Genomic DNA, 18,562 nt, shown 5'->3' with positions numbered 1-18,562 from the left:
TCCTTGCGTGCGGGGTCTTAGAGGGCTTCAGCGCCCGAGATGATTTCGACGAGTTCGGTGGTGATCGCGGCCTGGCGGCTGCGGTTATACTGGATCGTCAGTTTGCTGATCAGGTCGCCTGCGTTACGCGTGGCGTTGTCCATCGCGGTCATCGACGCGCCCTGTTCGGATGCGTTGTTTTCCAGCAGCGCCTTGAAGAGCTGGATCGAGATGTTGCGCGGCAACAGGTCGTCCAGGATCGCCTCCTCGCTCGGCTCATATTCTACCGTGGCGGGGATGGCGTTGCGGTCGGCGTCGGCCGGAATCTTGACCGGGATGATCTGCTGTTCGGTAGGAATCTGCGCCAGTGCCGACTTGAAGCGCGAATAGAAGAGGTGCGCGATATCAAACTTGCCGTCGAGGAACATCTTGCTGAGTTCCTGCCCGATTGCCTGCGCCTGGTCGTAGCCCGGCTGCTTGGCGCCGGTGGTGTCGAACTGGGCAACGATCTTGCCGGGATAGGCGCGATTGATGACCGGACGACCCTTGCGGCCGATCAGGTAGAATTGCACCTTCTTGCCGTCCAGCTCCAGCGCGCGTGCCTTGGCGAGCGCGGCCTTCACGATATTGGCGTTGAACGCGCCGGCCAGGCCACGGTCGGAGTTGGCGACGACCAGCAGATGGACTTCGTCCTTGCCGGTGCCGGCGAGCAGCGGGGAAGCCCCTTCGCCCGTGCCGCCCGCGATCTTCGTCGCGAGGCTGGCGACGACCGCTTCGAGGCGGCTGCTATAGGGGCGTGCGGCCTCGGCCGCGGCCTGCGCCTTGCGCAGCTTGGCGGCGGCGACCATCTGCTTCGCCTTGGTGATCTTCTGGGTCGATTTCACCGACCCGATCCGGATCTTCAGTTCCTTGAGGCTAGCCATAAATCACACGTTCCGAGCAAGGGCCAGACGGCCCGCGAGACCAAAGAAACCGACGCCCATGGCGCCTTCGAACCAGCGCATCGCGCTGCTCTGCCCGACCGAGCGACCAGCCTTCGTGGCCAGCAGCGCGAGCAGGGCGCACCAGACGAAGCCCAGCGCATACACGATCGCGATCAGCGCCATGCCCTGAAAAGGCGCGGCCGGGCCGGTGCCGACGAACTGCGGCAGCGCGGCCAGGAAGAAGATCGCGACCTTCGGGTTCAGCACGGTGCTGACGAAACCCTGCATGAAGGGCGATCCGCCGATCCGCAGCTTTTCCGCCGTCGCCTCCACCGGCTTGATCGCGCCGCGCAGCAGGCCAAGACCCATCCAGGCGAGGTAGAGCGCGCCGGCGATCTTCACCGCCATGAACAGCCCCGGCACCGCGTTCAGCACGCTGAGGAAGCCGAAGCCGCACAGCAGCATGTAGAACAGGCCGCCGAGCTGGATGCCGCCGATCGCCGCCATCCCCGCCTTCAACCCGCGGCGCGCCGCATGGCCGGCCACCAACATGGTGTCCGGTCCCGGCAGCAACACCAGACCGATCGACATCACGGTCCAGGCAAGAAGGCTATGGGCGGTGAGCATCGTGCCTTACGCGAAGGTCTTGCCGAATGCGTCGAGCGCCGCCTTCAGCTTGCCTTTGGCGTCGTCGCCCAGATCCTTGCTGTCGCGGATCGCGGTCAGCACTTCGGGGTGGTCGTGACGCAGATAGGCGAGCATCAGCTCTTCATAGCGGGTCACGTCCTTGACGGCGACGCTATCGAGATAGCCGTTGGTGCCCGCGAAGATCGACGCGGTCTGCTCTTCGAACGGCAGCGGCGAGAACTGGCCCTGCTTGAGCAGCTCGGTCAGGCGCGCGCCGCGGTTCAGCAGCTTCTGGGTCGAGGCGTCGAGGTCCGAACCGAACTGGGCGAAGGCCGCCATTTCGCGATACTGGGCCAGCTCCAGCTTGATCGAGCCGGACACCTTCTTCATCGCCTTGGTCTGCGCTGCAGAACCGACGCGCGACACCGAGAGGCCGACGTTGATGGCCGGACGGATGCCCTGATAGAAGAGGTTGGTTTCCAGGAAGATCTGGCCGTCGGTGATCGAGATCACGTTGGTCGGAATGTAGGCGGACACGTCGCCCGCCTGCGTCTCGATGATCGGCAGCGCGGTCAGCGAGCCCGAGCCGTTTTCCTTGTTCATCTTGGCCGCGCGTTCCAGCAGGCGGCTGTGCAGATAGAAGACGTCGCCGGGATAGGCTTCACGGCCCGGAGGGCGACGCAGCAGCAGCGACATCTGGCGATAGGCCACGGCCTGCTTCGAAAGATCGTCATAGACGATGACGGCGTGCATGCCGTTGTCGCGGAAATATTCGCCCATGGTCACGCCGGTGTAAGGCGCGAGATACTGGAGCGGCGCGGGTTCCGAAGCGGTCGCGGCGACGACGATGGAATATTCCATCGCGCCATTCTCTTCGAGCTGCTTGACGATCTGGGCGACGGTCGAACGCTTCTGGCCGATCGCGACGTAGATGCAGTAGAGCTTCTTGCTCTCGTCATCGCCCGCATTGGCGGCCTTCTGGTTGATGAAGGTGTCGATCGCGACGGCGGTCTTGCCGGTCTGGCGATCGCCGATGATCAGTTCGCGCTGGCCGCGGCCGACGGGGACGAGCGTGTCGATCGCCTTGAGGCCGGTCTGCACGGGTTCATGGACCGAAGTGCGCGGGATAATGCCGGGCGCCTTGCGCTCGACGCGCATACGCTGGTCGGACACGATCGGGCCCTTGCCGTCGATCGGGTTGCCCAGGCCGTCTACGACGCGACCCAGCAGGCCCTTGCCGACGGGGACGTCGACGATGGTGCCGGTGCGCTTGACGGTGTCGCCTTCCTTGATCTCGGCGTCGGAGCCGAAGATCACGACGCCGACATTGTCGGCTTCGAGGTTGAGCGCCATGCCCTGCACGCCGTTGGCGAACTCGACCATTTCGCCCGCCTGGACGTTGTCGAGGCCATGGACGCGGGCGATGCCGTCACCCACGGTCAGCACGGAACCGACTTCGCTGACCTGCGCTTCGGTGCCGAAATTGGCGATCTGGTCCTTGATGACCTTCGAAATTTCTGCGGCGTTGATATCCATGACTTAGCCTTTCATCGCCTGGGCGAGCGTATTCAAACGTGTGCGGATGGAGCTGTCGATCATCTGGCTGCCGATCTTGACGACCAGCCCGCCCAAGATCGCGGGGTCGACCTTCGCGTCGAGCATGACGTCGCGGCCGACGCGCGCCTTCAGGCTCTTGGTCAGAGCGCCCATCTGGGTCTTGGTGAGGGGGTGGGCGCTCGTTACTTCGGCGCGGACCTCGCCCTTGTGATTCGACAGCAGCGTTTCATAGGCGCGGATGACCGCGGGCAGTTGGCCCAAGCGGCGATTCTGGGCGAGCACGCCGAGAAATTTCGTCGTCAGCAGGTCGGTCCCCATGGAGGATGCGACGGCAGCGATCGTCTTGCCACTTACATCCCGGCTGAGTACGGGGCTGTTGATCAGGCCCTTGAAATCGGGGGATTGGGCGACGGCCGCCTTCAACCCGGCCAGGCTGTCCGCCACCGTGTCGAGTGCGTTCGCGTCGCGGGCCAGATCGAACAGCGCCACCGCGTAGCGGCCGCTGAGGCTAGCCTGAATGCCGCTGTTAATCTCCACGCGCTTGCCGTCCTCCGTAATTGCGGGTCATGCAAAAAGAGGGCGCGGTCTGATCCCGTCCCGAGCCCCTGTTGCCCGGCCGGTTAGCAGCGGGATTATGACTATGCAAGTCATGTGACGCGATTCCATCGATAGTGCGAAATCACGTCTATTTGACTGAGTATTTCAGCCGCGACGAATCGGTTATTCGGCAGGATCGGCCGGGGCAAGCCGTCCCTTTTGGCAATGATAGACAATCCGCTCGTTGGGCTGGGCGGGCAACAATGCGCCAAGGTCGGTCTGGAGCGTGGCGATCCGGGCGAGCAGGGCGGAGTCGGCGCCGCAGCCCTTGATCGTCCCCTTACCCGTCTCGTCCTTCAAAAGCGCGCGCGCTTTGTCCATCGTATCCAGATCGGGCAGCCAGCGCTGCACCCGCAGCGTGCCGGTCGCCGGGTCGAACTGGCTGGTGGACACATAATTGGCCTCGTCGGGCACGCTCGCGCGCTCCCACAGCGTGCCGGATGCGACATATTGGGTGTCGCCGTTGACGCAGCCGCCTTCCGCCCAGTTGAGGCCGATATCGTTGGGCTGCGATATGGTCAGCCGGCTGCGCGCCAGATCGACCTTGCAGACATTCTCGCCGCTCCAGGCGAAGGCGCTGTTGCCCACGATAGACTTGTCCGCAGGCAGCTTCACTCGCTCGTCGATGCTGGCAAAGCTGGGCTTGAAGAAGAAGAGGCCCAGCGCCGCGAACAGCAGCACGCCGCCGCCCGCCAGGAACCAGGTCGACTGTTTTTCCTTGCCCTGCGTGTAGAACAGCCCGCCCGCACCCAGGCCCAGAACCGCGAGCGCCAGCAGGACGGCGGCGCCCGCCATCGCATTCTCGCGCGCGGTGATGACGTCGCGTTCCGCCGCATCGCGGGCACGGGTCATGGCCTGTTCGCGCGCATCGGCGCTGGCCCGGCTCTTCTGCTCGGTCGCCTGCGATTCGCGCTGGGTGATGCTGGCCTCCGCCGCATCGGCCTCCGCCATGGAGCGGCAGGGCACGACGGTATGGAGCGACGACACGCCGGCCTGGCGCAGGAAGGAGGCGATTTCGCGCCACGATACGGCGAAGCCGAATTCCGCATCATTGCCGTCCGATACCGACCCGAAGCTGTTGACGCCCAGCACCCGGCCGCAATCGTCGGTCAGCGGCCCGCCGCTGTTGCCGGCCGCGAGCGGGGCGGTGTGCAGCAGCGTGTCGAAACTCTGGCTGGCGCGGCCGGACGAGATGTTGCCGCTGGTCTTCACCGTCGCGAGCGGCTCGACCATCTGCTTGAGACCCAGGCCCTGCGCCCGGTCGACCGTGCCGGGATAGCCGATCGCTGTCACATGCTGCCCGTCGGTCGCGGCCCCGGCGTAGAAGGTCGACACCGGCAGGCGGCCTTCCTCCAGCTGGATCAGGGCCAGGTCGTTGCCCGGCGAATAGGCGATGATTCGCCCGCCATAGGTCTTGCGCCCTTCCGACGGGATGACGCCGATGACGAGATTTTTCTCCTCGCGCGCCAGTTCGACGACATGGGCGTTGGTCAGCACCTTGTCCGGTGCGACGGCAAAGCCGCTGCCATGGCCGACGAAATAGGCGTCCGATCCATCTGTCGCGACCAGCGCGACGCGCACGACCCCGCGGGCGGCCGCAGCGATGTCCTGCTGTTCGGCATGGAGCGACGCAGGCGCAAGCAAGGCGATCAGGCAGCCTAGGGCAGGGGCGAAGCGGCGGGATAGGGCGATCATCGTGGCGCATTCATATGCGATGCCGGGCGCGGCGCAATCGGGAAATGCCGCGGCGCCTTTGACAGCAAGGCGCGGGAAGCATGGTCAAGCGCGCCGGGCTATCCCATATGCATGAACCAGATGACTCGCTTTAAACCCGCCCCAAACCGCGTTGACGCCGCGATGCCGGACGATGACGCCTGCTGGGACGCCTTCCTGGCGCGCGACCGGGCGATGGATGGTCGCTTCGTCGGCTGCGTCGCGACGACCGGCATCTATTGCAAGCCCAGTTGCGCCGCGCGCCACCCGAAGCGGGAGAATATGGCCTTCCTGCCCGATCCGGCGGCGGCGCGGGCGGCGGGCTATCGCGCCTGCCTGCGCTGCCATCCCGACGCGGTCGGGCGTGACCGGCTGGCGGTGGCGGCGGCGATCGCCTTCATTGAAGCGGCAGAGGAGGCCCCCCGGCTGGACGCGATCGCCGCTCATGCCGGCTATGCGCCGCATCATTTCCACCGCCTGTTCAAGCGCGAGACGGGGCTGACCCCCGCGGCGTATGCACGAGGATTGCGAACGGAGCGGCTGAAGGCGGCACTGGCGCAGCCGGGCAACGTGACCACCGCCATTTACGAGGCGGGCTATAGCGCGCCAAGCCGCGCCTATGCGGACGCCGAGCAGCATCTGGGCATGACGCCCAGCGTCTGGAAGGATGGCGGGCGCGGAGCAGCGATTCGCTGGCGCGTGGTGGACAGCAGCCTGGGATCGATGCTGGTGGCGGCGACGGACAAGGGCCTGTGCCGAATCAGCTTCGGCGAAGGTGAAGCCGCGTTGCGCACCCGCTTCCCGCACGCCGCTCTGCTGCCTGCGGACGCGGCGCTCGACGCGATGGCGGAGCGGGTGGCGGCTCTGGTCGACGATCCCGCAGCGGGCGCCGACCTGCCGGTCGACGTGCGCGGCACCGCGTTCCAGCAGGCGGTCTGGGCGGCGTTGCGCGCGATCCCGCCGGGCGAGACGCGCAGCTATGCCGAGATTGCCGCCGCGATCGGTCGCCCCGGCGCGGTGCGAGCGGCGGGGACGGCGTGCGGCGGCAACAATCTGGCTGTCCTCATCCCCTGCCACCGCGTCGTGCGCGGCGATGGCGGGCTGGGCGGCTATGCCTGGGGCGCAGACCGGAAGCAGGCGCTGCTGGCGCATGAAAGGCGCAAGTGAAGGTCAAAGTCCGGAGATAATGCATCTTTTCATTCGCAGCGGGCTCCGCCACCTTGGGATGAGGCCTTGGGGGACGGATGGGAATGATGCGAATCTGGATGAAGGCGCTGGCCGGGTTGGCGCTGGCGTTGGGCAGCATGGAGACGGCGCAGGCGGCCTGGTGGCAGGCGCAGACCCGGCATTTTACGGTGTATCGCGAAGGCAGCGACGACAAGCTGCGGGATTTTGCCGAACGACTGGAGAAGTTCGATTTTCTCCTGCGGGCGATCACGCAGGTCACCGACCCGGAACGCGGCAGCCCGGTCAAGGTCTATCTCCTGTCCAGCGAGGACAAGGTGCGAGCGCTGGCGGGCAATCCCAATATCGGCGGCTTCTATACCACTTCCGATCGCACCGCCTATGCCGTGCTGTCGCGCGGCGCCAAGACCAGCCAGTTCGATTTCGGGGCGGAGGAAATCCTGTTCCACGAATATACCCATCATTTCATGCTGCATCATTTCCCGGCCGCCTATCCGGCCTGGTATGTGGAAGGTTTCGCCGAATTCTTCTCGGTCGTGAAATTCCCGAAGGACGGGTCGATCGAGTTCGGCCATGTACCCCTGGCGCGGGCGCCCGGCCTGGTGCTGGGGTCGCCCTATCCGGTGAAGAACCTCTTTGCCCGCGACGCCAATGGACTCAGCCTGCGCGACGGCGATCGTTATTATGGGACGGCCTGGCTGCTGACCCATTATTATCGCTACAAGGCGGATCGGCGCGAAGAGATCACGCGCTATCTCCACGACTTGGCCGAGGGGGTGAAGGACATGCAGCCGGACAGCTATTTCGCCGGCGGGCTGGCGGGGCTGGAAAAGGACTTGAAGGCCTATATGCGCCACAGCCTGTCGGCTTCGCGCCTGACCCCGAAGGAACTGACCATCGGCGAAATCCTGGTCAGCCCGGTCGATCCGGCGCAAGCGGCGCTGATCGGGGAGGAATTGGAACTCATGGGCGATCCGGGCAAGGAGGACGCGCCCAAGCTGGCCGCCTCGATCCGCGCCATTGCCGCCAAATATCCCGCCAGCCCCTATGCTGCTGCGTTGCTGGCCGAGGCGGAATGGACAGCCGGGCAGGCGGACGCGGCGCTGGCCGACGCCGACCGGGCGATTGCCCTCGACCCCCAGTCGGCACGCGGCTATGCCGCGCGTGCGCGGGTGTTGTTGGAGCGCGCGCATGACAGTGACAGGGCGGAAGACTGGAAGGCCGCACTGACCTCGATCGTGCGTGCCAATCGGGCCGACACCGAAGACCCGGTGCCGCTGTCGCTCTTCTACCGTTATCATGCGATGCGGGGCGGCAAGATGCCGGACCTGGGCTATGACGGCCTTTACAAGGCGTTCACCCTGCTCCCGCAAAGCTCGGATTATCGCTTCGCGTTGGTCCATGCGGTTGCCGCGCGAGGCGATTACAAGAGCGCGTCGATCCTGCTCGATCCGATCGCCTATTCGCCGCATGGATCGGAAATGCGTGACTCCGCACTCAGGCTCAAGGCCGAATTTGACGCCCAGGCGGCGGAAAGGGAGAAGGCCGGTCCGGCGGCTGAAAGTCCTTCACCCGCTTCATGACGGCGGCGCGCGCGGCGTCGGTCATGCTGCGCCAGTGGACGATTTCATCGATTGTTCGGCCGCAACCCGTGCAGGCTGCGCGGTTGCGATCGAGTGCGCAGAGGTTGCGGCACGGACTGTCCATCATGGCGATCTATCCTGCAATCCGGGTTTCGGCCAGCAAGGTCGCAGTAACAAGGCGTCTCATGATCGCAGGTAAAACGATTTTTGCTGCTTTTTACATCTGATTAACTATAAATGGCGGCAAGCCTTCGGGCATGGGGGTGTAGTCGGGCTTGCGGTGTTTGTTGTTCTTGTTGCTGCTGCTGACACCGACTGCCCTTTTGTCGGCACCCGCGATTCAGCCCGTCATGATGCCCCTCGGCCCCGGTCCCGATGCCGTGGCGGATAGCACTGCACGCATGGTCGGGGCGATCCTCGACTATACGCGCTGGCCCGCTCCCCGGACGATGGTGCGGCTCTGCCTGACAGGGGCGCCGCGTCACGCCGGGCGGATGGGCGACATCATTCTGTCGAATGGCGCACGCGTCGCAGCGTCCAGCCTGGACGAGGCGCAGGAAGGAGCGTCCGATCGCTGCGATGCCCTCTATATAGGCCCGATGAACGGGGCGGCGATGCGTCGACTGATCGCGGGCGCGGGCGGCCAGCCGGTGGTGACGATCGCGGAGGATGACCCGACCTGCCGCAGCGGCGCGATGTTCTGCCTGCTCTACACGCCGCAATCCCTGTCCTTCCAGCTCAGCATCGACGCCGTGTCGCGATCTGCCGTGCGCATCGACCCGCGTGTCCTGCGCCTGTCGAAAGGAGGCTACTGAACCATGAGAGCCTCGAACCGATCCGCCATGCCGACTTTGCGTCAGGTGCTGGCGCGCGGGCATATGCGCCTGATCTTCGTCGCGGTGCTGACGGCCGCCATCACCCTGATGGTCACGGGCGTGCTGGTCATCCGCGGCTATGCCGACCGCAACCTCGCCCTCATCGCCCGCACCGTGGCCTATACGGTCGAACCTGCGCTGGTGTTCGAGGATAGGGATGCGGCACAACGCGGCATCGTGGCGGTGGCGGCGTCGGAAAGCGTCCATCATGTCGCCGTGCGCGATACGCGCGGCCGCACGCTGGTGGAATGGCGCCGGCCTGCGGAAGGGGCGATGGCGACGGTCGAGCGCGGCATCGCCGATCTGATTGCGCCTTCGCCGGCGCTGGCCGATATCCGGCGCGGCCCGGCCGTGATCGCGCAGGTGCAGATTTATGGCGGCGCGGACGGCCTGGGTCGGTTCATCCTGTCGGGGCTGGCGACCGCGCTCGCCTGCCTCGTTCTCACATTGATAGCGACCTGGACCTTGTCGCGCCGGTTGCAGCGCGACGTGACCGAGCCGCTGGGCCGGATCGCGGACGTCGCCCATGCCGTTCGCGCCGACCGCCAGTTCGACCGTCGCGTGCCGACATCCGACATTCAGGAAGTCGATCAGCTCGGCCGCGATTTCAATGCGTTGCTGGACGAGCTTCATGACTGGCACAAGGGTGTCGTCACGCACAACCGGATGCTGGAGCGGCAAGCGACCCGCGATGTGCTGACGGGGCTTGGCAACCGTGCGATGTTCGAACAGCTGCTGCCTGCCGCGGTGGCGCAGTCCGATGCGCAGGCGCGATCCTTCGCCATCCTCTATATCGACGTCAACCGCTTCAAGCAGGTCAACGACACCCATGGCCATGACGCCGGTGACGCGCTGCTGATCGTCATCGCCGCCCGGCTGCGCGCCGTGCTGCGTCCCGAAGACGAAGCCTTTCGCCTGGGCGGCGACGAATTCGCGCTGATCCTGGCGCCGGGCCTGTCGGCGGATCAACTGGCCGCGATCAAGGCGCGCATCGCCGATGGCATGGCCCAGCCGATCATGCTGCCCAATGGCGAACGCGTCGATGCGTCGCTCAGCATCGGCAGCGCCTGCTATCCGGAGGACAGCGCCGACGCGCGCGACCTGCTGCGCCATGCGGATGCAGCCATGTATGCGGCCAAGGCGGGTCGCGCCATCCATCGCGATCGCTGACATCATAGGGACCAGAATGCGCCACCATCTGCTTTTCCTCTCGCTGCTTCTGCTGGCCGCCTGCCAGACGGTGCAGCCGCCGCGAACGGCCGCTTTCACCCCGCAACAGGTGGCCGCGCTCCAGCAGCAGGGCTTCGAACCGTCGGGCGACGACTGGCAGTTCGGCATGGCCGACCGGCTGCTCTTCGCTACGGAGGAAAGCACGCTGATCCCGGACCAGAAGGTGGCGATCGGGCGCCTGTCGGCTGTACTGGCCGGGGTCGGCATTCGCGGGGCGCGGGTGGAGGGGCATACCGATTCGACGGGATCGGCCAGCTATAATGATGCGCTGTCGCTGCGGCGGGCGCAGGCGGTGGCCGATGCGCTGGTCGGCGGCGGCATGGCGCGGCCGGCGATGCGGGTTGCCGGCATGGGCGCGCGCATATCTGTGCAAAGCAATCGGTCGGCCAGCGGGCGGCGGGAGAATCGCCGCGTGGTCATCATCGTTTCGCCCGCCGATGCGGGCTGAGCGTTACATGAAGCTGTAGGGATCGACGTCCACCGCTACTCTGGTGCCCGATTTCCAGGCCAGATTGCCCAGCCATTCGCGGATCGCCGCCTGAATGTCCACTGCGCGCGTCGCGTGGATCAGCAGGCGATGACGATGGCGGCCGCGTAGCACAGACAGTGGCGCTGGCGCAGGACCATAGACGCGCATCCCTTCGATCACCGGCGCCGACTTGCCGATCAGCCGTGCGGTCTGCGCCGCCTCGTCGGCATTCTCGCTGGAAATGATGATCGCGGCGAAGCGGCCGAAGGGCGGGGCGTTGGCGCGCCGCCTGTTCTCCGTCTCGACCGCGTAGAAGCGCTCGGTATCCCCCTCGATCAGCGATTCGATGACCTCGCTGGTCGGCATCCGCGTCTGGATGAACACCTTCCCCGGCTTCTCGCCGCGTCCGGCGCGGCCGGCCACCTGCACGATCTGCTGGAAGGTGCGCTCGGCCGCCCGCAGGTCGCCGCCTTCCAGCCCCAAATCCGCGTCGATGACACCGACCAGCGTCAGGTTGGGGAAATGATAGCCCTTGGTGACCAATTGCGTGCCGACGATGATGTCGATGTCGCCTGCCTCCACCGACTTCACGAAATCTGCGGCGCGGGCAGGGGAACTCAGCGTATCGGACGTTGCGATGGCGGTGCGCGCCTGCGGCCACAGCGCCTTCACCTCGTCGGCGATGCGCTCGACGCCGGGGCCGCAGGCGACCAGGCTGTCCTCCTCCTTGCATTCCGGGCAGCGTCGCGGGGCGGGGACGACGTGGCCGCAATGATGGCAGGCGAGCCGGTGCGTCAGCCGATGCTCGACCATCCAGGCGGTGCAATTGGGGCACTGGAACCGATAGCCGCAGTGGCGGCACAAGGTCAGCGGCGCATAGCCGCGCCGGTTGAGGAAGAGCAGGCTCTGCTCGCCCTTCGCCATCACCTCGTCGATCGCCTTGACCAGAGGCGGCGCGATCCAGCGGCCGCGCTCGGGCGGGTCTGTCAGCAGGTTGATCCCCTCGATCGTGGGCATCTCCGCCCCGCCATAGCGCGATGGCAGCTTGATCTCCGCATAACGGCCCAGTTCGACCTGATGCCGCGTCTCGATCGCCGGGGTGGCCGATGCCAGGACGACCGGAAATTTCTCGATCAATCCGCGCATCACCGCGACGTCGCGGGCATGATAATGGACGCCGTCTTCCTGCTTGAAGCTGGCCTCATGCGCTTCGTCCACGACGATCAGGCCGAGATTGGGATAGGGCAGGAACAGCGCGGACCGTGCGCCTACCACCACCTGCGCTTGGCCCGTCGCGATGGCGCGCCACGCCCGCCGCCGCTCGCTCTGGCGCAGGCCGCTATGCCAGTTGACCGGCACCGTGCCGAACCGCTTCTCGAACCGTTCCAGAAAGGGTTCGGTCAGCGCGATCTCGGGCAGCAGCACCAGCACCTGCCGGTCGGCCCGGATCGCGGCGGCTATCGCCTCGAAATAGACCTCCGTCTTGCCCGATCCGGTGACGCCGTCGAGCAGGAAGGGCGCGAAGTCATGCGCCCGTACCGCGTCCGCCATGGTCGTCGCGGCGCTGGTCTGCGCCTCCGACAATATGGGTTGCGCATGGCCGGGATCGGGCATGGGGAAGGGCGTGTCGACGCTCACCTCCACCGCTTCGAATATGTCCTGCTTGATGAGGCCGCGGATCACCGCGTCGCTCACCCCGCCGATCATCGCCAGTTCGCGGATCAGCCCCTGCCGCTCGCCGATCCGTTCCAGAGCCTGCGCGCGCTGTTCGGTCATCCGGTCGGGCGCAGCCCCGGTGGCGCGATACTCGATCAACGTCCGCGCCCCTTCCAGCGCAGCCATGGAGGAGAGCGCCATGCGCAGCACCGCGGCAGGCGGGGCGAGATAATAGTCCGCCGTCCATTCGATCAGCCGGCGTAGCGGTTCGGGCAAGGGCGGGGCGTCCACCACCTCGACCAGGTTGCGCAGTCGATTGTCGCCTACGGTCTCGACATCGGGGAAGCTTTCCTCTTCCCACACTACGCCGACCAGTTGGCGCGGCCCCAGCGGCGCGACGACGATGCTGCCGGGCTGCACCGTCATGCCGTGCGGCACGCGATAGTCGAGCGGCCCCAGGGCGGCGTTGAGAATGAGGACACGGGCGCGCGAAGACATGGACCGTCCTTAGCGCGCCGGGCGCGCCAGGCAAATCGTCAGAGCCGCCAGCTCAGCGTCAGCCAGGGAATATGGGCGACCGTATCGGGCCGTCCGTCGCGAAAATTCTGCTGGCGCATATAGAGCAGTTGCGCGTCCACGGTCCTGGCGATCGGATGGCGCAGGCCGACCTGGTTGCGCATCGTCGCCAGTCCGATCTGGTCGTTCGGCCGTGCGCGGTTGAGGTGGAAGAAGATTTCGGTCGCTGCGATCACCGTCCATCGCTTCGCCCGGTCGATCGGCGCCGCCATCTGCACCCTCTGGCGCAGTCGCCAGCTCGCATGGTCGGCATTGTCGAAGAAACGCTGCTCGATCCGGGTTCGGCTCGTCCAGATGCCGCTGGCCAGCGTCGCCTGCTGGAACAGGCGCATTTCCTGGTCCACCTCGCTGCGCAGATAGGCGATGCCGCCGCCCAGTTGGAGCGCGGGGGTGATCCTGTGGTCGATGACGACACGGGCGAGAAACTGTTCGCCGCCGCTCTTGCCGTCAGACCGCAGGCGCTGGCTCGAATCGATGGTGATGATGTTCGACTCGCCCGCATGAAGGATCGCCTGTTCGGTGCTCCATGCCTGTGTTTCTTCCGTCGCCGCTCCCGCAGGCGAAGCGCCCAGCACGCCCAGGGGAATCGTCAGCAAACGGGCGGCGCGTTTCATGCTTGGTCCTTTGGAAAGGTGCGTCGGCCTTAGTCGCGCCCGGCAGGCGATGCAATTCATGCCGCCGGCATGGTGAATCCGGTCGCCAGCCGCTAAAGGAGCGCGATTCGCCCTATCCCCGGAGTCCCCCCATGAAATTCTTCGTCGACACTGCCGACACCGCCGAAATCCGTGAACTGGCCGCCACCGGCCTGCTGGATGGCGTCACCACCAACCCGTCGCTGATCCATAAATCGGGCCGCAAGTTCCTGGAAGTGGTCGAGGAAATCTGCGGTATCGTCGACGGCCCGGTGTCGGCCGAAGTCGTCGCGCTCGACCATGAGACGATGATGAAGGAAGCCGCCGTGTTGCGGAAGATCGCCGACAATGTCTGCATCAAGGTGCCGCTGACGATAGATGGCCTCAAGACCTGCAAGGCGCTGACCGACGATGGCGTGCTGGTCAATGTCACGCTCTGCTTCTCGGCCAACCAGGCACTGCTGGCGGCAAAGGCCGGCGCAAGCTTCATCTCGCCCTTCGTCGGCCGCCATGACGATAATGGTTTCGACGGCATGGCGCTGATCCAGGATATCCGCCTGATCTACGACAATTACGGCTTCGACACCGAAATTCTGGTCGCGTCGGTTCGCCACCCCATCCATGTGCTGGAAGCCGCCCGTATCGGCGCGGACGTGATGACCGCGCCGCCCGCCGTCATCAAGATGCTGTCCAAGCATGTGCTGACCGACAAGGGTCTCGAAGGCTTCGCCGCCGACTGGGCCAAGACCGGGCAGACCATCCTCTGACTTGTCCGGCCGGGGGCAGGAACCTGCGCCCGGCCCATTCATTCTCCTTGGGTAAAGGAGATGGGCGATGTTCGTCGCGGTCTATTGGTGGCGGGTCCATCCCGGCAAGGAGGATCAGTTCTGCGCAGCCTGGCGGCGCGGCACCGACCTGATCCGGGAAAAATATGGCAGCTATGGTTCCCGGCTGCATCGCGACGCCGACGGTCGTTTCGTCGGCTATGCCGAATGGCCTGACGAGACGACCTGGCGGACGGCATTCGAGCAGAAGATGATCTACGACGATCCCGCGACGCGGGCCGCCTTCGTCGATGCCATCGCCGAGGTGCCTGCGGACGCCGATCCGATTTTCACGATGACAGTCGTTGACGACCGGCTGGTGCGCCGCGTCGACGCCGAACAGGTAGACTAGCCGATGCGCGATCCAGACAAGCCCGATTTTGGTTTCTTTTGGTTTGCCCTGCTGCTCACCATATTCGGCCTGCTATTCATGATGTTCTACCGCTGAATATGGCGACCCCGGCTGGATTCGAACCAGCGACCATTCGCTTAGAAGGCGAATGCTCTATCCAACTGAGCTACGGGGCCATGCGGATGCCGCGATAGCGGGCGGGAATGCAGCTTGCAACAGGGCGGCTTGCAACAGGAGGGCTTGCCCGGCCGACTTGCAATCATCCAACCACGCGATATGCAGTATCGCATGGACAATGGGGCGGTTCACAAGGTCGATGCAGCGGCGCTGGGCGCGCGGCCGCTGCGCTATTACGACTTTTTCATGGCGGCGTTCGTTGCCATCCTGCTTCTTTCCAATCTGATCGGCGCGGCCAAGCTCTCGACGCTGGGCGGCTTCACCTTCGGCGCCGGCATCCTCTTTTTCCCGCTGGGTTATGTTATCGGCGACGTGCTGACGGAGGTCTATGGCTATGCCCGCGCCCGCCGCTGCGTCTGGGCGGGGTTCGGCGCGATGCTGTTCATGGCGTTGATGAGCTGGGTGGTCGTCGCGCTGCCGCCCGCGGATGGCTGGCCCGACCAGAAAGCCTATGAGGCGGTGTTTGGCAGTACGTGGCGCATCGTCTTCGCTTCGCTCGTGGCCTTCTGGGCGGGTGAACTGGCCAACAGCTTCGTCCTTGCCCGGATGAAGCTGCTGACGCAGGGTCGGCATTTGTGGATGCGGACCATCGGCTCCACCGTCATCGGGCAAGGTGTGGACAGCCTGCTCTTCTACCCGCTGGCTTTCTGGGGCGACTGGAGCAATGCGCAGGTGCTGACGGTGATGGTCACCAACTGGGCGATGAAGGTCGGCTGGGAAGCGGTACTCACGCCCGTCACCTATATGGTGGTCAACGGCCTCAAGCGGCGCGAGGGGCTGGACGTCTATGACAGCGGCACCGACTTCACGCCCTTCCGCACCCGCCTCTGAATTTTACGACTGCGCGGCGGCGTAATCACCTGTTTACCATTTTCCGTGCAAGAGCGGACGATGAGCAGGCAGTCGCACCGACAGTTCACGGGAACATTTTCAGGCAAATCTTTTTCCACGTCGGTGCCGGCTCCTTCGGCGCCGGCTCAGGTCGTGGGGGTGGACGGGCAGATCGCCGCTGCTCTCGCACTGGAGCAGCGCCGGTTCGAGGCGACCTTTCTCCATGCGCCGGTCGGCATCGCCCATGTGGGGCTGGACGGCGCTTTCCTGCTCGTCAATCCGCGTTTCTGCGAAATCAGCGGCTATGACGCGGAAACGCTGATCCGCACCGGATTCCAGCAGATCACCCATCCGGACGATCTCCATGCGGACGAGGCGCTGCTGGCGCGGCTCAACGCCGGCGAATTGCCGCGTTACGCGATGGAAAAACGCTATATCCGTGCCGATGGAACGATCATCTGGATCAACCTGACGGTCGCGATGGTGCGTGACGATGATGATCGCCCCGAACTCTATGTGGCGGTGATAGAGGATATGTCGGACCTGCGGCAGGCCAGTTTCGAGGCGATGCATGATCCGCTGACCGGCCTCCTCAATCGCCGGGGGTTCGCGTGCCGGGCCAAGGATGTGCTGGCCCATGCGGCGCACGCCCGGCTGAGCACCAGCTTGCTGTTCCTGGACCTCGACGGGTTCAAGCAGTTGAACGACGGTCAGGGCCATGCCGCGGGCGACGGCTGCCTGACCGATATCGCCCAGTTGCTGAAGGCGCAGGCCGACGCGGGCGATGTCGTCGCGCGGATCGGTGGCGACGAATTTCTGGTCCTGCTGGCGGATCGGGACGCGCAGGCGGTAGAGGCCTTTGGCGAGGACGCACGGCAGGCGCTTGCATCCTATGGCATGGGCGTCAGCGGCAGCTTCGGCCTCGTCACCGTCGACACACCCGATCCGGCCGATCTCGACCGGCTGATTGCCTGCGCCGACGACGCGATGCGTGCGGCCAAGCGCGCCGGCAAGAATCAGGTCTGCACCGCCGCCTTCATCTGACGGCCGCGGCGGGATAGGTCGCCTGCACGAAATATAGTCCGTCCGGCGGGGCGTTGAGGCCCAGCGCCGCCCGATCCCTGGCCTCCAGTGCGGCGCGCAGATCCCCTGCACTCCATCGCCCCATGCCGACCATCGCCAGGCACCCGACCATCGATCGCACCTGGTGATGAAGGAAGGAGCGCGCCGCCGCGTGGATCGCGATCCGGTCGCCGTCGCGTTCGACATCCAGCCGGTCGAGCGACTTGACCGGGCTTTGCGCCTGGCAATGGGCCGACCGGAATGTGGTGAAGTCGTGCCGCCCCACCAGTATCTGCGCTGCATCCTGCATCGCCGGCACATCGAGCGGCTGGATCACCCGCCACGCCAGTCCTTGCTCGAAGGTCAGCGGCGCACGGCGGTTGGCGATCCGATAGACATAGGACCGACCGATACAGGAAAAGCGCGCATGCCAGTCGTCGGCGACCGGCTGGCACGCCAGGATGGCGACCGGATGGGGCCGCACCCTGGCGTTGATCGCCTCCATCAGCCGAAAGGGCGCGATGACCTTGTCGATCTCCGCATGGGCGCGCATGGCCAGGCCGTGGACGCCCGCATCGGTGCGACCGGCGGCATGGATCACGGCGCGCTCGCCCGTCACGGCGAAGATCGCGTCCTCGATGGTCTGCTGCACGCTGGGGCCATGGGCCTGGCGCTGCCAGCCCATGAAGGGGCGGCCGTCAAATTCGACGGTGAAGGCGAACCGGGTCATATCCCGCCTCCGTTCGTTTCGAGCGAAGTCGAGAAACGGTTCCCGACACGCCCGAACCGAACGGCGTTCCCCTTATCCATCCACCCGGCTCCCCGCCGGCATATCGTATCCGCGCAACAATTCGCCGGGCGACATCGCCGCCTTGCCCGCGCGCTGGATCAGCGTCGGGCGGATCGAGTCATGGCCGCAGCCGATCAGCAGGCTGTCGTCCAGCAAATCTCCCGGCATTCCGGCATGATGCTCGACATGGGTGGCGAGAATGCGGAAGCGTTCGCCGCGATATTCGAAAAAGGCGCCGGGGAAGGGGTTGAAGGCGCGCACCTGTCGTTCGACCTGGTGCGCGGCGCGGCTGAAATCGATCCGCGCCTCCGCCTTGTCGATCTTCGACGCATAGGTGACGCCCTCTTCCGGCTGGGGCATGGGGGGATGCTGCGCAATGTCGTCCAGCACCTCGACCATCAGTTCCGCGCCCGCCTGCGCCAGTTCGGCGGTCAGCAGGCCTGCGGTCTTGTCCTCGACCGGCGTCACATGTTTGGCGCGCATCGGTCCGGTGTCCAGGCCCGCCTCCATGTCCATGATCGTCACGCCGGTGACATTGTCGCCCGACAGGATCGCCCGCTGGATCGGCGCCGCGCCGCGCCAGCGCGGCAGCAGCGAGGCGTGGATGTTCATGCAGCCATGGCGCGGCGCGTCCAGCACGGCGCGCGGAAGAATAAGGCCATAGGCCGCGACCACCGCGACATCGGCGTTCAGGGCGGCGAAGGCGGCCTGCACGGCGCCGTCCTTCAGCGACGCGGGCGTGCGGACCTCTATCCCCATCTCCTCGGCGCGGGCGTGGACGGGGGAGGGGCGCAACGCCTTGCCGCGGCCGGCGGGGCGGGGCGGCTGGCTGTAGACCGCGACGATGGCATGACCCGCCTTCGCCAGCGCGTCGAGCGCCGGAACGGCGAAATCGGGGGTGCCCATATAGATGATACGCATAGC

Annotated in this window: 19 protein-coding genes and 1 tRNA gene; 9 read left to right on the top strand and 11 right to left on the bottom strand. The window is 65.8% G+C overall.

Annotated elements, in window-relative coordinates; genetic code table 11:
• Positions 1-17: 17 nt before the first annotated feature.
• The 5 genes from K9B33_RS07170 to K9B33_RS07150 form a co-directional block, all read right to left on the bottom strand.
• Positions 18-902: a F0F1 ATP synthase subunit gamma gene (locus K9B33_RS07170; protein WP_224547727.1), complete on the bottom strand. Its 885-nt coding sequence runs from the start codon at positions 900-902 to the stop codon at positions 18-20.
• Between the two features lie 3 nt (positions 903-905).
• Positions 906-1,529 (bottom strand): LysE family translocator, encoded by a 624-nt coding sequence (locus K9B33_RS07165; RefSeq protein ID WP_224547726.1) that lies wholly within the window; start codon positions 1,527-1,529, stop codon positions 906-908.
• Between the two features lie 6 nt (positions 1,530-1,535).
• Entirely contained in the window at positions 1,536-3,065 is a 1,530-nt protein-coding gene (atpA, locus tag K9B33_RS07160; protein ID WP_224547725.1) for a F0F1 ATP synthase subunit alpha, read from the bottom strand.
• A 3-nt stretch (positions 3,066-3,068) separates the two neighbouring features.
• Positions 3,069-3,623: a F0F1 ATP synthase subunit delta gene (locus K9B33_RS07155; protein WP_224547724.1), complete on the bottom strand. Its 555-nt coding sequence runs from the start codon at positions 3,621-3,623 to the stop codon at positions 3,069-3,071.
• Between the two features lie 183 nt (positions 3,624-3,806).
• Positions 3,807-5,378, bottom strand: a complete 1,572-nt coding sequence (locus tag K9B33_RS07150; RefSeq protein ID WP_224547723.1) for a S1C family serine protease — start codon at positions 5,376-5,378, stop codon at positions 3,807-3,809.
• 111 nt (positions 5,379-5,489) lie between these two features.
• Here K9B33_RS07150 and ada point away from each other — a divergent pair, with 111 nt between their 5' ends.
• A complete protein-coding gene (gene ada, locus K9B33_RS07145) occupies positions 5,490-6,563 on the top strand; it encodes a bifunctional DNA-binding transcriptional regulator/O6-methylguanine-DNA methyltransferase Ada (protein WP_224547721.1) in 1,074 nt (357 codons plus the stop codon).
• Between the two features lie 83 nt (positions 6,564-6,646).
• Entirely contained in the window at positions 6,647-8,164 is a 1,518-nt protein-coding gene (locus K9B33_RS07140; protein WP_224547719.1) for a hypothetical protein, read from the top strand.
• Here the strand turns inward: K9B33_RS07140 and K9B33_RS07135 are convergent.
• Positions 8,085-8,288 carry a DUF1289 domain-containing protein gene (locus tag K9B33_RS07135; protein ID WP_224547779.1) on the bottom strand — a complete coding sequence of 68 codons (204 nt, stop codon included), beginning with the start codon at positions 8,286-8,288 and terminating at the stop codon, positions 8,085-8,087. The two genes, K9B33_RS07140 and K9B33_RS07135, sit on opposite strands and share 80 nt — an antisense overlap.
• Positions 8,289-8,514: 226 nt before the next feature.
• On the opposite strand from K9B33_RS07135, the gene K9B33_RS07130 reads away from it, so the two are divergent.
• The 3 genes from K9B33_RS07130 to K9B33_RS07120 are packed head-to-tail and all read left to right on the top strand — an operon-like array spanning position 8,515 to position 10,717.
• Positions 8,515-8,979, top strand: a complete 465-nt coding sequence (locus K9B33_RS07130) for a YfiR family protein (RefSeq protein ID WP_224547717.1) — start codon at positions 8,515-8,517, stop codon at positions 8,977-8,979.
• Between the two features lie 3 nt (positions 8,980-8,982).
• Positions 8,983-10,209, top strand: coding sequence for a diguanylate cyclase domain-containing protein (locus tag K9B33_RS07125; protein WP_224547714.1), 1,227 nt, complete (start codon positions 8,983-8,985; stop codon positions 10,207-10,209).
• A 16-nt stretch (positions 10,210-10,225) separates the two neighbouring features.
• A complete protein-coding gene (locus tag K9B33_RS07120; RefSeq protein ID WP_318011090.1) occupies positions 10,226-10,717 on the top strand; it encodes an OmpA family protein in 492 nt (163 codons plus the stop codon).
• Positions 10,718-10,720: 3 nt separating this feature from the next.
• Here the strand turns inward: K9B33_RS07120 and K9B33_RS07115 are convergent, their stop codons facing one another.
• Complete coding sequence (locus tag K9B33_RS07115) at positions 10,721-12,892, bottom strand: primosomal protein N' (RefSeq protein WP_224547712.1); 2,172 nt, start codon at positions 12,890-12,892, stop codon at positions 10,721-10,723.
• A gap of 38 nt (positions 12,893-12,930) precedes the next feature.
• The gene (locus tag K9B33_RS07110) at positions 12,931-13,584 is read right to left on the bottom strand and encodes a DUF2490 domain-containing protein (protein WP_224547710.1); all 654 of its coding nucleotides are present in this window, start codon (positions 13,582-13,584) and stop codon (positions 12,931-12,933) included.
• 131 nt (positions 13,585-13,715) lie between these two features.
• Here K9B33_RS07110 and fsa point away from each other — a divergent pair, with 131 nt between their 5' ends.
• On the top strand, positions 13,716-14,369 hold the full coding sequence (fsa, locus tag K9B33_RS07105; RefSeq protein WP_224547708.1) for a fructose-6-phosphate aldolase: 654 nt from the start codon (positions 13,716-13,718) through the stop codon (positions 14,367-14,369).
• A 67-nt stretch (positions 14,370-14,436) separates the two neighbouring features.
• Positions 14,437-14,778 (top strand): antibiotic biosynthesis monooxygenase family protein, encoded by a 342-nt coding sequence (locus K9B33_RS07100; RefSeq protein ID WP_224547707.1) that lies wholly within the window; start codon positions 14,437-14,439, stop codon positions 14,776-14,778.
• A gap of 99 nt (positions 14,779-14,877) precedes the next feature.
• Here K9B33_RS07100 and K9B33_RS07095 read toward each other — a convergent pair.
• A tRNA-Arg gene (locus K9B33_RS07095) sits at positions 14,878-14,954 on the bottom strand.
• A 112-nt stretch (positions 14,955-15,066) separates the two neighbouring features.
• Between K9B33_RS07095 and K9B33_RS07090 the strand changes: the two genes are divergently transcribed.
• A complete protein-coding gene (locus K9B33_RS07090) occupies positions 15,067-15,786 on the top strand; it encodes a queuosine precursor transporter (protein ID WP_224547706.1) in 720 nt (239 codons plus the stop codon).
• Positions 15,787-15,846: 60 nt separating this feature from the next.
• Positions 15,847-16,830: a GGDEF domain-containing protein gene (locus K9B33_RS07085; RefSeq protein WP_224547705.1), complete on the top strand. Its 984-nt coding sequence runs from the start codon at positions 15,847-15,849 to the stop codon at positions 16,828-16,830.
• On the opposite strand, the gene truA is transcribed toward K9B33_RS07085, so the two are convergent.
• Both truA and fmt read right to left on the bottom strand, forming a co-directional pair.
• Positions 16,823-17,578, bottom strand: a complete 756-nt coding sequence (gene truA / locus K9B33_RS07080) for a tRNA pseudouridine(38-40) synthase TruA (RefSeq protein WP_224547704.1) — start codon at positions 17,576-17,578, stop codon at positions 16,823-16,825. The genes K9B33_RS07085 and truA overlap by 8 nt on opposite strands.
• A 72-nt stretch (positions 17,579-17,650) precedes the next feature.
• Positions 17,651-18,559 carry a methionyl-tRNA formyltransferase gene (gene fmt, locus K9B33_RS07075; RefSeq protein ID WP_224547703.1) on the bottom strand — a complete coding sequence of 303 codons (909 nt, stop codon included), beginning with the start codon at positions 18,557-18,559 and terminating at the stop codon, positions 17,651-17,653.
• Positions 18,560-18,562 lie beyond the last annotated feature (3 nt).

Origin of the sequence: Sphingobium sp. 3R8 (genome assembly GCF_020166615.1) — a bacterium.
GTDB lineage: Bacteria > Pseudomonadota > Alphaproteobacteria > Sphingomonadales > Sphingomonadaceae > Sphingobium > Sphingobium bisphenolicum.
Note: the sequence above shows the minus strand (reverse complement) of the source record. Positions and strands in the feature narration are given on the sequence as shown.